Below are 13,591 nucleotides of genomic sequence, written 5' to 3'. Positions count from 1 at the left end.
TCACTGCTCCTCCATCTCGAACAAGGGTTGGCCGTAGCCCACCGACTGCCCTTGCGTTACCAACACCTCGCGCACCCTTGCGGCCTGGTCGCTGCGCACCGGCAGGTACAGCAGACCGACTTGCAACAGGCCAAGCAGTTGTCCCGCTGCCACCGTGTCACCTGCCTTCACGTACGCGTTTCGCTCAGCGGGATGGCTGGCCCGGAAAACACCGAGACCATCGGCCTTGATGTGCGGGCGTTGAGTTTTTTCAGGTATGGCGAGCACCGATGCAGCGGTTGCCAGCGCTGGCGAACGGCGCTTCAACAGCAGCTCGAACCCCGGGCGTTTCAGCTCGATGCCGGTCAGGCCCGCGTCGCGAATCCAGCCCGCCAGTTGGCGAATTTCTTCAATGCTCATCAGCGATTTCCTTCCAGGCTGCGCACTGACAACCAGCGGCGATTGTCTTCAATGAACGCCCGATTGCGCTCCAGGGCGTCGATGGCTTCGTCATAGCTGCACTGCACGAAACGCACCTTGCTGCCGATGGGTGCCTGCCCAAGGCGCCAGAGGTCGGCCTCGATCACGGCGGCGAATTTCGGGTAGCCGCCGCTGGGCTGGGCGTCGCGCATCTGCACGATCGGCTGGCCGCCGTGGGGCACCTGAATCACCCCTGGGACGATGCCGTGGGAGCGGATCTCCAGCGCTTCCCTTGGCAACAGCGGCGTGCCTTCCATGCGGTAGCCGTAGCGGTTGCTCTGGGTGGTGATCTTCCAGTCACCGGCAAAGAATTCGCCCTGGGCCTGCTCGCTGAAACACTCGAACTCGGCCGCTGGCAGCACACGGATGGCCGGCAAGCCGTCGACGGTCAGCGCCAGTGCCGTCATCACGGTCTGCAGCCCGAAATCGGCCGGTTGATCCAGGCCTGGCCGTGCCGCCGGAATGACGTCACCACGTTCCAGCGCACGCCCCTGCCAGCCGCCGAACTCGCCGCGCAACTGGGTGCTGCGAGAGCCCAGCACTTCGGGTACATCGACCCCGCCGGCCAGGCACAGATAGGCCCGGCTGCCGGCGCTCGGATACGTCAGTTTGAGCACCTGGCCCTTGCGCGCATGGGCCACCCAGTTGGGCGGCAGGCGCACATCGTCCAGCCGTGCGCCACAGGCCGCGCCGGTCACCGCAAAGGTGCAGTCTTCAGTGAAGCGAACCTCGAACGGAAACAACGGAATTTCTATTGCGGCGGCGTTTTCGTCGTTGCCCAGCAGCAGGTTGCCGAGTATCAACGACAGGTTGTCCATGGCCCCGGAAGTGCCGACGCCGTAACCCAGGCTGCCGTGGCGCCCCAGGTCCTGCACCGTGGCCAGCGCGGTGGCGCTGATAATCTCGATCATCGAATGATCCTCTCGATTCGCAGGCGTAACTGATCGCCCGGTTGCAGCATCGCGGGCGGGTCTTGTTCGGCATTGAAGAACACCATTTCGGTACGACCGATGGTGTTCCAGCCGCTGGGCCCGGCGGAGGCCGAGACCCCGGTTTGCACGCCGCCGATGGACACCGAGCCTGCGCCGATATTGAGCACCGGCACCTGGCGCCGCGGCGTCGCCAGGCGCGGGTCCATGCCACCGAGGTAGCAATAACCGGGGTGGCTGCCCAGTGCGTAGACCGGGTACAGCGGCTCGCAATGCAGGTTGCAGACGGTCTCGATGTCGAGCCCGGTGTGGGCGATCACATCAGCCATGTGCGGGCCGCCATCGCCGCCATAGACCACCGGTAACTCCACGATTCGGCCTTCGCGGGGCAGCGGTTGGCACTGCTCCCAGGTTTCAAGCAGGCGCGTCTTGAGCCCGGAAAGGTCTCGCGGTGGCTGCGCGAAGGTCAGCATCAAGTTGTTCATGCCGGGGACCGCTTCACGCACTTGCGGCCAGTCCTTGGCGATCAGGGCCAGCGCCCAGATCCGCTGCTGCGGGGCCAGGTCCAGTGCGCCCGGGGCTTCGAATAACAGGGCGGTGGTGCCCAGCAAGGTCATCCGTGGCTGGAAAGTGCTCATGCCGCCGTCCTCTTCTGTAACCAGCGTTCCAGGTGATGAATATCGACGCCGCCTGCGCAGAAGCCGGGGTCTTGCAGCAGGTCGCGATGCAAGGCCACATTGGTGGAAATGCCCTCGACCACCATCTCGCTCAAGGCCAGGCGCATCCGCGCCAGCGCCTCTTCGCGGGTAGCGCCATGGGTGATGACCTTGGCGACCATAGAGTCGTAATAAGGCGGCACGCGATAACCTTGGCTGACATGGGAATCGACCCGCACGCCAAAGCCTCCGGGCACTTGCCAGCGCGTGACCTGCCCCGGTGTGGGCATGAAGGTGTGCGGGTCTTCGGCATTGATGCGGCATTCGAGCGAATGCCCGACCGCGCCGACGTCGGCCTGGGTCAAGCTCAAACGCTCGCCCAGTGCCATGCGGATCTGCTGCTGCACGATGTCGATGCCGGTGGTCATCTCAGTGACCGGATGCTCGACCTGCAGCCGCGTGTTCATTTCGATGAAATAGAACTCGTCGTTTTCGAACAGGAATTCGAAGGTGCCAACGCCCTGATAACCGATCAGCCGGCAGGCTTCGGCGCAGCGCTCGCCCACTCGCGCCATCAAGGCCGGATCGATGCCCGGCGCCGGCGCCTCTTCCAACACCTTCTGGTGCCGACGCTGCATGGAACAGTCCCGCGAACCCAGCCATAGGGCGTGACCGTGGGCATCGCAGAGCACCTGGATTTCCACATGGCGCGGCTTGCCGAGAAACTTCTCGATGTACAGCTCGGGGTTGCCAAAGGCGCGGCGGGCTTCTTCTCCCGTCAGTGCGATGGCGTCCAGCAACTGGCTCTGTTCCTGCACCACGCGCATGCCGCGCCCGCCTCCGCCGCCGGCGGCCTTGACGATCACCGGGTAACCGATGTCGCGAGCAATCGCCAGAATGCCTTGCGGGTCGCTGGGGAGGCTGGAGTCCGGCCCGGGCACGCAGGGCACGCCGGCCTCACGCATGGCGCGCTTGGCCGCGACCTTGTCACCCATGGTGCGAATACAGGCCGCGCTGGGGCCGATAAAGGTCATTTGGGCCTGCTCGACCCGTTCGGCGAAGGCAGCGTTCTCGGATAGAAACCCATAGCCCGGATGGACAGCCTGGGCGCCAGTCAGCTCGGCGGCGTACAGCAACGCCGCCTGGTTCAGGTAACTCTGGCCGGGTGCGGCCGGGCCGATGCACACGGCCTCATCGGCCTGCTGCACATAGCTGGCGTCGCGGTCCGCCTCGGAATACACCGCCACCGTCTTCAGGCCCAGGCCTTTGCAGGCGCGCTGGATGCGCAGGGCGATTTCGCCACGGTTGGCGATCAGCACTTTGTCGAACATAACGATTCCCTGATCTGCAAATGGTTGGGCGGCATCAGCCGATCAGCATCAGTGCCTGGCCGGCCTGAACTTCGTCGCCGCTGCAAGCCAGAATGGCTTTCACTACGCCCGTGGCTTGGGCCTTGAGCGGGTGAAACATCTTCATGGCCTCGATGATCGCGAGCGTCTGCCCCACCTCGACCTGGCTGCCAACCTGGACAAAGGGCGGTTGGTCCGGCGACGGGGTGAGGTGCAGAACGCCATACAGCGATGCACTGGCTTCAAATTCAGTGCTGCTCGGTGGCGTGGGGGCCGCTTCAGTAGCCTTGATGCTCGCGACTGCCACAGGTACCGCCAAGGGTTGGCCGCCGTCGCGAAGCAAACGCAGTTGGGCATCCCCCTCGCTCAGGTGAAGCTCGCTCAGATCGGAATCGGCCATCAGGTCAATCAGTGCTTTGATACGTTCTGGTTTCATGCGCTGCCCTTGCCCGCTGTAAAAAATGCGATGAGGGCAATGTATCGAGCCCGCTTTCGAGCGGCCAAGACGGTTTGGCTGTGGGGTAATAAGGCGCTCTTATGACGCTATTGCCGGGGCCTGTCGCCGCGCATTTCGGCCACCAGTTCAAGCAGGATGGCCTTGACCGCCTGGGCAGGCACCGAGAGCGGCAGATGCCCTGACAGGCACAATGCCAAGGGTGCTTCGATCTCGGGTTCGACGATGCGGCTCAAGTACAGCGCATGGGTATCGGCCAGCACCCGGGCGGCGGACTCAGGCAGGATGGTGGAGCCGAACTGGTCGGCCACGGCGGCGGCAAGTGTTGCCGAAGACTCGATCTCGGCTACCACACGGGCGCTTTGATCGATGCGCAGGAAGGCTTCGTCGACCAGCCTGCGCATGGTGTTGTAGGTGCGCGGCAACAGCAGGTCGATGCCGGCCAGTTCCGCCAGCGGGATCTGTTCGCGCGGTTGCAGTGAAGGCTCGGCGCTGACCAGAAACAGCGGTTCGTGCATCAGCGGCACAAAGCTCAGGCCATGGACTTCACGGCCGCCGTAGAGCACGGCCATGTCCATGCGGCCGTTCATGATCAGCTCACTGAGGGTTGTGCCGAAGTTCTCGTTGAGGTAGAGCAGAATGCCCGGATGGCGTTGCCGAACGCGTTGAAGCAGTGGCAACGACAGGGTCGACGCCGCCGTGCCAGGTGCCAACCCGACCGAGACCTGGCCGGACAAGGCATGCCCGCTGGCATTCACATCGCTTTGCGCCTGCTCGCACTGACGCAAGATCAGTTGCGCATGCCCGTAGAGCACCTTGCCCGCCTCGGTAGGCGTCACGCCGCGCTTGGTGCGAATCAGCAGTTGCTGTTGAAGCTCGGCTTCCAGCGTCACCAGCTGTTGGCTCAAGGCGGGCTGGGCGATATGCAAGATATCGGCGGCCTGGGTCAGGCTGCCGATATCGACGATTTTGACGAAGTATTTGAGACGGCGAAGGTTCACGGCACAGCGCTCTAACGGGTGGACCGGGGTTGCAGAGCAAGAGATGGGCCAGCTTCATAAGCAATCGATATGACGTCATGCAGAGCAGGACCTGCGCAGGCCGCTTTTGATCTTTGCCCCAACAGCCCTGAGCGGGGAATGTGGGAGCGGATTTCTCCGCGAATAGCTTCACCACGGTGTGCCAAGCGAACCGCGAGAAGCTATTCGCGGATAAATCCGCTCCCACAAAGGCATGCCTCAGCAATGGTAAATGCCCTGGAACATCGAACAGGGGGGTGGGATTGCCCTGTTTTGGTGCGCGCACGTTTCAACTTCGGTCATAAGGACTTCCTATCAACCCAGAACGAACTCGTCTTATGGCGCACCCGGCCGCGGCTCGTAACGTAACCCTCGTCAAGGACACCAACGAGGAATGCCACCGTGACCATCTCCCGCATCGCTGCCCGCATGCACCGCATCAAACCTTCGCCCAGCAGCGCTGCTGCCGACCGCGCCAACGAGCTGCGGCGTGCCGGCAAATCGATCATCAACCTGGTGGTCGGCGAGCCCGACTTCGACACCCCGGCCCATATCCGCCAGGCCGCCTGCGCGGCGATCGAAAGCGGTGAAACGCGCTACACGCTCAACAGCGGCACCGTGGCGCTGCGCAACGCGGTGGTGGCGAAACTGAAACGGGAAAACGGCTTGAGCTACCCGGCCAGCCAAGTGGTGATCACCACAGGCGCGAAGGCGGCCATCTTCAATGCCTTCGCCGCGACCTTGAACGCTGATGACGAGGTGCTGATTCCGGCGCCTTACTGGGTCTCTTACCCGGACATGGTGCTGGCCTGCGAAGGCACGCCGGTGACACTGCCCTGCCCCGAGGAACACCAGTTCAAGCTCACCGCAGCGCAACTGCGCGACGCGATCACCCCGCGCACGCGCTGGCTGCTGTTGAACTCCCCCAGCAACCCGACCGGCGCCACCTACAGCGCTGCCGAGTGGCGCGCGCTGGCCGACGTGCTGCTGGACTTCCCCGATGTGCTGGTCATGACCGACGACATCTACGAGCACATTCGCTACGACGACCAGCCCATCACTCATTTGCTCACCGTCGAGCCTTCGCTGCGCGAACGCGTGCTGATCATCAACGGCGTCTCCAAGACCTACGCCATGACCGGCTGGCGCATCGGTTTCGCGGCAGGCCCCAGTGACCTGATCGCGGCCATGGCGATGCTGCAATCGCAGTCCACCAGCAATGCCTGCTCAGTCAGCCAGGCCGCCGCGGTCGCCGCGCTGGAAGGTGACCAGCGCTTCGTCGGCGAGAGCGTAAAGGTCTATCGCCAGCGCCGTGATCGCAGCCTCGAGTTGATCAACGCCATCGATGGGCTGAGCTGCATCAAGCCCGACGGCGCGTTCTACCTCTACGTCAACTGCGGCGCGCTGTTGGGTAAACGCACGCCCGAAGGCCAAGTGCTGGAGGCCGACACCGACGTGGTGCTTTACCTGCTGGAAAGCCAGGGTGTTGCGGTGGTGGCAGGTTCCGCTTACGGCCTGGCGCCGTTCTTCCGCATGTCCACCGCCACCGCCATCAACATTCTCGAAGACGGTTGCGCGCGCATCGCAGCCGCCGTCGCCGCCCTGCGCTGAGGAACTGAAAATGACGATGCCGAGCCCGCCTTCACTCACCTTCAGGCAAGCATTGCTGGCCATGCTCGGCATCTCGCTGGTGTTGATGCTGTCGGCGCTGGACCAGACCGTGATCGGCAACGCGCTGCCCAGCATCGTCTCCGAACTGCAGGGCTTTGACTGGTACGCCTGGGTCGCCACCGGGTACTTGCTGGCATCCATCGTCACCATTCCGATCTTTGGTCGGCTGGGCGACTACTACGGGCGCAAGCCCTTTGTGCTGGCGGCCACGGTGATCTTCACGCTGGCGTCGCTGGGCTGCGCGCTGGCCAATGAGATGTGGGTGCTGGTGCTGGGGCGGGCGCTGCAGGGCGTGGGTGGAGGGATGCTGATCGGTACGGCTTTCGCCTGTGTGCCCGAGCTGTTTCCCGACACCCGCCAGCGGCTGCGCTGGCAAATCCTGCTGAGCGCCATGTTCAGCGCGGTCAACGCGATCGGTCCGGGGCTGGGTGGGTACCTGACCGGCGTGTTCGGCTGGCGCTCGGTGTTCTGGCTGAATATTCCGCTGGGTGTGCTGGCGCTGTTTTTCGCCTGGCGCTTTGTGCCCTGGTATCGCCCGCAGCAAACAAAGGCCATCCATCTGGACTGGCTCGGCGCGCTGTTAATCGTGCTGGCGCTGGGCAGCCTGCAGTTGTTCGTGGAATGGATGGGCGATGCCGACGTGCGGCTCAGCGCGCTGTTGGGCTCGGTCTGTTTGGTCGCTGCAATCGGCCTGTGGGTCTGGGAGCGCCGGTGCAGCCATGCGCTGCTGCCCGCACCGCTGTTCGAAAGCCCAAGCATTCGCCTGCTGTTTGTCCTCTCGCTGCTGGCGGGGGCAATCATGTTCACGCTGCTGTTCTACCTGCCGCTGTTGCTGCAAGGCAGTTACGGCTATTCGCCCGAGGAAGCCGGCCTGCTGATCACGCCATTGGCGCTGAGCATCACGTTGGGCGCCATCGTCAACAGCCGGATCATGAGCCGCCTGGACAACCCCAACCGCTTGCCGCTGGCTGGCTTCTGCGCATTGCTGATCGCCTGTGCGGGGCTGGCGATGGCGGGCTTGTCGGCCAGTTTCAACCTGTTGCTGGGGCTGATTCTGCTGGCGGGTCTGGGGCTGGGTTTTATCCTGCTGAACCTGACCGTCTTCACCCAGACCCTGGCCGAGCGCCAATTTCTGGGAATTGCCACGGCGTTGACGCAATCGTTGCGGCTGGTGGGCGGACTGCTGGGCACCGCCTGCATGGGGGTGCTGGTGAAACTGATGTATGCCGCCAACCTGCAGCGTGCCCTGCTTGCCAGCGGCCAGGGCGAAGCCCTGCCACGCTTGATCGACCCACAGGTGCTTCTAAACCCGGCCAACCCCGCTATCGACAGCGCATTGCTCGACCTTGCACGGGCCGCCCTGGCTCAGTCAGTCGGCATCGGTCTGTTGACCTGCGCCGCACTGGGCGTGCTGGCCCTGGTCATCCTTTATCGCTTGCCGCCGGTCATCCTGACTCGCGTGGCGCCACCTGTTGCTCCCACTCCAGAACAACAACAGAAAACTTGACTGCCGCCTTCCCCCTGCCTCTTACAACACTTAACGACAGAATGAGGATGAACCAATGGAGCGTTCCAATCGCGCCCCCCGCCTGGCCGTGGGCCTGTGTGGCCTGGTGATCGCACAACAGGGCTTTGCCGCGGGTTTCGTGGAAGACAGCAAGGCCAGCCTGCTGGCGCGCAACTTCTTCAGCAACGCCGACAACCGCAGCGGCGCCGCCGACCCGAACTACACGCAGGAATGGGGGCAAGGTTTCATTCTCAACGTCCAGTCCGGCTTCACCCAGGGCCCCGTCGGCTTTGGCGTGGACGCCATCGGCCAATTGGGTATTCGCCTGGATTCGAGCAAAGCCCACCATTACAACCCGCAAAGCACCAATTTCAACGGCAACATCTTCCCGACCGACAGCGACGGCCGCGCGGTGGATGAGTTCAGTAGCCTGGGCGGCACGCTCAAGGCCCGTTTTGCCCAGACCGAAGTCCGTTACGGCACGCTGGTGCCGATGCTGCCGGTGGTGATGTCCACCGACCGCATGCTGCAACAGACCTTCCGTGGTGCGCAGGTGCAATCCAGGGATCTGAACAACTTCACCTTCACCGCCGGCCAGTTGGAACACGTGATGGGCCGGGGTTCGACCAACCAGATGGGCATGTCTATTCCCGGTGCCAACAATCCGCTGACGGGCGAGTTCGTCAACACGTTCTATTACGCAGGCGTCGACTACAAACCGAGCAAAGACCTGACCCTGCAGTACTACTACGGCAATCTGGAAAACTTTTACAAACAGCACTTCCTGGGTCTGAAGTACGACATGAGCCTGGGTGCCGGCACCCTGCGCACCGACCTGCGCCATTTCAACAACCACTCCGACGGAGCCAACGGCCACGACCCGGCCTTCTTCACCGTCGGTTACTACGGCAATGGTGTCACCAAGGGCAAAGTCGACAGCCAGCTCTCCAGCGCGCTGTTCTCCTACCTGATCAAGGGCCACACCTTCGCCGCGGGGTATCAGGCGGTGACTGGCGACAGTGATGCGGTCTGGCTGAACCAGGGCGACGGCTCCACCGCCTACTTCATGACCGAATCGATGATCGGCAAATTCCAGCGTGCCGGCGAACGCACCTGGCAGTTGCGCTACGGCTACGACTTTTCCAGCGTTGGCGTGCCGGGGCTGAACTTCGTCGCCATGTATGAACATGGCTCGAACATCCAGACGGCAGATGGCGACAAGCAAGAATGGGAACGCAACCTGACCCTGAGTTACGTCATCCAGTCCGGCCCGGCGAAAAACCTGAGCGTTGCGCTGCGCCATGCGCAGATGCGCACCGAGTTCGCCAGCCAGCGGGATTCGGACGAGCACCGTGTCATCGTCAGCTATCCGATCGATATTTTCTAAAATGCCGCCTGGCGGTCAGGTTGATGACACCCCCTGTGTAGGAGCAAGGCTTGCCTGCGATGCAAGCGCCGCGTTGTATCAGAAACACAGCGGCGCCTGCATCGCAGGCAAGCCTTGCTCCTACAGTCGAATCCAGTAGGTAGTCATGGTCCACGCAGCCGCTGTTCAACAGGTCGGCATAAGCCGGGCCAACGTGCACTTGGCCCGAATGATGAGTTTCACTCAATCAGCGCATCTCGAACGATGTCGAAAAAGGTCGTCAGGATACGCCGTGAACTCTGCGCGCGCAGACACACCAATGTCTCGGTGAAGCGCCGCTGACAGTCAACGATCGGTAATCCGCGAACCCGAGAATCCGAGCCCAGTTCGCTCGCCGAGACGACGCCGACACCCATACCGATCGCCACAGCCTCGCGCGCCGCTTCGCGCCCCTCCACTACGATCGCCTTGCGGATGCGCAAGCCCGCCGATGCCATCTCCTCTTCCAGGGACAGTCGCGTTACCGAGCCCTGTTCGCGCAGTACCAGAGGCGTGTTGTCCAGATCGGCAAGGCAAATGGATTCGCGTTGCGCCCAGGGATGGTCCTGCGCGACGAAAGCGAGCATGGGGTCGCTGCGCAGGTGCAATGAAAGGAGGCGGTCGTCATCGATGCTGCGACCCAGCAGGGCAATGTCTGCCCGGTGGCTGAACAACCGCTGCAGGACCTCATCGGTATTGGCGGTTTCAATCTTCACATCGACGCCGGGGTAACGGGTGCAGAAGCGTGCGACATAGGGCAATACGTGCACCGGCGCATCCACGGCGAGGTTCAAGGTTCCCGTCGACAGGGTGCGGTAGTCCATCAGCATGTCGTGGGCATCGATGCTGATATCGAACAGGCGCTGGGTCAGGCCGAACAATCGCTCGCCCACGTCAGTCAGGCGCACCATGCGCTTTTCGCGGTAGAACACCATCACCCCGTAGTAATCCTCGAGCTTGCGCACCTGGTCAGACACCGCTGGCTGGGACAGGCAGAGCTGTTCGGCTGCCCGCGTAAAACTGCCATTCAAGGCCACGGCGTGGAAGGCCTTGAGTTGTGCGTGGGAAATAGTCATTGGGGGACCATGTATAGGTTTGAATTATTTGTGCATACGATAAATCGATTTTATTTATCGACAATGAACTGCAAGCATGGTTTTCGCAAGCCGCTTGACCACTGTTCGACCAGTGAACCGCCACCCGAACTGACCCCACGGAGACGACCCCATGCGACCCTACTGGCTCGACCAGGCCCTGAAGAACCAACCCGCCACGCCCTGCCCGCCGCTGCGGCAGAACACCCGCGCCGATGTCTGCATCGTCGGAGGTGGCTACACCGGCTTGTGGACGGCAATCATGCTCAAGGAGCAGAACCCCGACCTCGATGTGGTGATCGTCGAAGCCGACATCTGCGGTGCTGGTGCCAGTGGGCGCAACGGCGGCTGCGCACTGTCCTGGTCAGCCAAGTACTTCACCCTCGAGCGGTTGTTCGGCCAAGCCGAGGCGGTGCGCCTGGTGAAGGCCTCGGAAGACAGCATCCGTGCCATCGGCGACTTCTGTCAGCAGTACGCCGTGGATGCCGACTATCGCCTCGACGGCACCCTGTATACCGCCACCAACCGGGCACAGCAGGGCGCGACCGATGCCGTGGTCGCGGCCCTGGAGCGCAATGGCATCAACTCCTTCTCCCGGTGCCCGCTGCCCGACCTGCAACGCATGGCCGGCTCGGCCCGGCACATCGAAGGCTGGTTCTCGCCTGCGGCTGCCAGTGTGCAGCCGGGCAAGCTGGTACGTGGCCTGCGCCGGGTCGCGCTGGAACTCGGCGTGCGCATCTACGAAGGCTCGCCGATGACCGGCCTGGATCAGGGGCTGCCGGCGATCGTCAAGACGCCGCACGGGCAAGTCGTCGCCAATCGCGTGGTGTTGGCGATCAACGCCTGGATGGCGCGTGCCTTTCCACAGTTCTCGCGTTCGGTGGCCATCGTCTCCAGCGACATGATCATCACCGAGCCGCGGCCTGACCTGCTCGATCGAATCGGCCTGACCAGCGGGGTCACCGTACTCGACTCGCGGATTTTCGTGCACTACTACCACAACACCCCGGACGGCCGGATCATGCTCGGTAAAGGCGGCAACACCTTCGCCTACGGCGGTCGCGTCCTGCCAGTGTTCGACCAGCCATCGCCCTATGCAGGGTTGTTGCGCAGCACCCTGGCAGAGTTCTTTCCGGACTTTGCCGATGTCGGCATCGCCGCCACCTGGAATGGCCCCTCCGATCGTTCGGTCACCGGCCTGCCGTTCTTCGGCCGTATGGGCGCAAGCGGCAACATCTTCTATGGCTTCGGCTATTCCGGCAGTGGCGTCGGCCCCTGCCATATGGGCGGACAGATCCTTTCCTCGCTGGCCCTGGGCCTGGACAATCCCTGGACGCGTTCGCCGCTGGTGCAAGGCCCGCTCGGCAACTTCCCACCGGAGCCCATCCGCTATTTGGGTTCATTGATGGTGCGCAACGCCATTCGCCGCAAGGAGCATGCGGAGGATCACGACCGACGCCCTCATCGACTGGATGTACGCCTGGCAAAATTCGCCGCGGCCGCCGGCAAGGCGGACAAGGGATAGCTCGCCGATCATTGCGCAAGACTTTCACACACACCCTTGCGCCCCTGGCGGGCGCACCGACAGAAAACCCCGCCCGGCTGTTTGCCAGGCGGGGTTTTGATAGCGCCTGGGTCAATCAGGCGACGTTCATGGTCTTGTGCGTGTCGATCAGGTGCTGGACCACGCTCGGGTCGGCCAGGGTGGAAATATCACCGAGGGCGTCGTACTCGCCCGTGGCAATCTTGCGCAGGATACGCCGCATGATTTTCCCCGAACGGGTTTTCGGCAAGCCGGGTGCCCACTGAATCACGTCTGGCGAAGCGATCGGGCCGATCTCCTTGCGCACCCAGTTTTTCAGCTCGATACGCAAGGCCTCGTTGGTCTCCTCGCCGCCATTGAGGGTGACGTAGACATAAATGCCCTGCCCCTTGATGTCGTGCGGCACGCCCACCACCGCCGCTTCGGCGACCTTGGGGTGCGCGACCATGGCGCTTTCGATTTCGGCCGTGCCCATGCGGTGGCCGGACACGTTGAGCACGTCATCGACCCGCCCGGTGATCCAGTAGTAACCGTCTTCGTCGCGACGGGCGCCGTCGCCGGTGAAGTACATGCCACGGAAGGTCTTGAAGTAGGTATCGACGAAGCGGTCATGGTCGCCGTACAACGTCCGCGCCTGGCCAGGCCACGAATCGAGGATCACCAGATTGCCCTCGGCGGCGCCTTCGATCAGGTTGCCCAGATTGTCCACCAGCGCCGGCACCACGCCAAAGAACGGACGGGTTGCAGAGCCAGGCTTGAGGGCCGTGGCGCCTGGCAACGGGCTGATCAGCACGCCTCCGGTCTCGGTCTGCCACCAGGTGTCAACGATCGGGCAGCGCTGCTTGCCGACGGTGTTGTAGTACCAGTTCCAGGCTTCGGGGTTGATTGGCTCGCCGACCGAACCGAGCAGGCGCAAGCTCGAGCCATCGGCACCGGCGACGGCGGCCTGGCCTTCAGCCATCATCGCGCGGATCGCGGTCGGCGCGGTGTAGAGAATGTTGACCTTGTGCTTGTCGATGATCTTCGACAGGCGCGTGATGTCCGGATAGTTCGGCACGCCTTCGAACAACACGGTGGTGGCGCCGTTGGCCAGCGGGCCGTAGACGATGTAGCTGTGGCCGGTGACCCAGCCGACGTCGGCGGTGCACCAGTAGACCTCGCCCGGGCGGTAGTCGAACACCCGCTCATGGGTCAGTGCGGCATACACCAGGTAACCGCCCGTGGTGTGCTGCACGCCCTTGGGCTTGCCGGTGGAGCCGGAGGTGTAAAGGATGAACAGCGCTTCTTCAGCCCCCATTTCCTTCGGGGCGCAGTGGCTGGAGGCGACCTTCATCAGGTCTTCGTACCAGATGTCACGGTGCTGGTGCCAGGCGATGTTGCCGCCGGTGCGCTTGCACACGATGATCTTCTGCACGCTGCTGGTTTCGGGATTGGTCAGCGCCAGGTCGACGTTGGCCTTGAGCGCCGTGCGCTTGCCGCCCCGCAGGCCTTCGTCGGCGGTGATG

At 63.2% G+C, this 13,591-nt stretch carries 12 protein-coding genes; 4 read left to right on the top strand and 8 right to left on the bottom strand.

The genetic code is table 11. The features are described from left to right. From GUY40_RS21965 to nac, 6 genes are all read right to left on the bottom strand, one after another. On the bottom strand, positions 1–399 hold the full coding sequence (locus GUY40_RS21965) for a biotin/lipoyl-binding protein (protein ID WP_166571019.1): 399 nt from the start codon (positions 397–399) through the stop codon (positions 1–3). Then, positions 399–1,370 carry a biotin-dependent carboxyltransferase family protein gene (locus tag GUY40_RS21960; protein ID WP_166571018.1) on the bottom strand — a complete coding sequence of 324 codons (972 nt, stop codon included), beginning with the start codon at positions 1,368–1,370 and terminating at the stop codon, positions 399–401. The genes GUY40_RS21965 and GUY40_RS21960 overlap by 1 nt, the downstream gene beginning before the upstream one ends. Further along, complete coding sequence (gene pxpB / locus GUY40_RS21955; protein WP_166571017.1) at positions 1,367–2,026, bottom strand: 5-oxoprolinase subunit PxpB; 660 nt, start codon at positions 2,024–2,026, stop codon at positions 1,367–1,369. The genes GUY40_RS21960 and pxpB overlap by 4 nt, the downstream gene beginning before the upstream one ends. Beyond that, the gene (gene accC, locus GUY40_RS21950) at positions 2,023–3,375 is read right to left on the bottom strand and encodes an acetyl-CoA carboxylase biotin carboxylase subunit (protein ID WP_166571016.1); all 1,353 of its coding nucleotides are present in this window, start codon (positions 3,373–3,375) and stop codon (positions 2,023–2,025) included. Before accC ends, pxpB begins: the two co-directional genes overlap by 4 nt. 34 nt (positions 3,376–3,409) lie before the next feature. Then, positions 3,410–3,829 (bottom strand): acetyl-CoA carboxylase biotin carboxyl carrier protein subunit, encoded by a 420-nt coding sequence (locus GUY40_RS21945; protein ID WP_166571015.1) that lies wholly within the window; start codon positions 3,827–3,829, stop codon positions 3,410–3,412. Between the two features lie 107 nt (positions 3,830–3,936). Continuing rightward, positions 3,937–4,848 carry a nitrogen assimilation transcriptional regulator NAC gene (nac, locus tag GUY40_RS21940; RefSeq protein WP_166571014.1) on the bottom strand — a complete coding sequence of 304 codons (912 nt, stop codon included), beginning with the start codon at positions 4,846–4,848 and terminating at the stop codon, positions 3,937–3,939. Positions 4,849–5,268: 420 nt separating this feature from the next. Between nac and GUY40_RS21935 the strand changes: the two genes are divergently transcribed. From GUY40_RS21935 to GUY40_RS21925, 3 genes are read left to right on the top strand one after another with little or no spacing between them, the layout of a single operon-like run. Beyond that, positions 5,269–6,477 (top strand): aspartate transaminase, encoded by a 1,209-nt coding sequence (locus GUY40_RS21935; RefSeq protein ID WP_166571013.1) that lies wholly within the window; start codon positions 5,269–5,271, stop codon positions 6,475–6,477. Between the two features lie 10 nt (positions 6,478–6,487). Further along, positions 6,488–8,044 (top strand): MFS transporter, encoded by a 1,557-nt coding sequence (locus GUY40_RS21930; RefSeq protein WP_166571012.1) that lies wholly within the window; start codon positions 6,488–6,490, stop codon positions 8,042–8,044. A 55-nt stretch (positions 8,045–8,099) separates the two neighbouring features. Beyond that, positions 8,100–9,431, top strand: coding sequence for an OprD family porin (locus tag GUY40_RS21925; protein WP_166571011.1), 1,332 nt, complete (start codon positions 8,100–8,102; stop codon positions 9,429–9,431). A 218-nt stretch (positions 9,432–9,649) separates the two neighbouring features. On the opposite strand, the gene GUY40_RS21920 is transcribed toward GUY40_RS21925, so the two are convergent. Then, the gene (locus tag GUY40_RS21920) at positions 9,650–10,525 is read right to left on the bottom strand and encodes a LysR substrate-binding domain-containing protein (protein ID WP_166571010.1); all 876 of its coding nucleotides are present in this window, start codon (positions 10,523–10,525) and stop codon (positions 9,650–9,652) included. A gap of 151 nt (positions 10,526–10,676) precedes the next feature. On the opposite strand from GUY40_RS21920, the gene GUY40_RS21915 reads away from it, so the two are divergent. Further along, the gene (locus tag GUY40_RS21915) at positions 10,677–12,068 is read left to right on the top strand and encodes an FAD-dependent oxidoreductase (protein WP_166571009.1); all 1,392 of its coding nucleotides are present in this window, start codon (positions 10,677–10,679) and stop codon (positions 12,066–12,068) included. Positions 12,069–12,183: 115 nt separating this feature from the next. Here the strand turns inward: GUY40_RS21915 and acs are convergent. Further along, positions 12,184–13,591, bottom strand: a 1,408-nt coding sequence (acs, locus tag GUY40_RS21910) for an acetate--CoA ligase (RefSeq protein ID WP_166571008.1), incomplete at its 5' end; no start/stop codon positions are given.

The sequence above is a fragment of the Pseudomonas sp. R5(2019) genome, from assembly GCF_009905435.1.
Taxonomy (GTDB): Bacteria; Pseudomonadota; Gammaproteobacteria; order Pseudomonadales; family Pseudomonadaceae; genus Aquipseudomonas.
The sequence above is the reverse complement of the archived record's forward strand: the minus strand, read 5'-3'. Positions and strand labels throughout refer to the sequence as shown.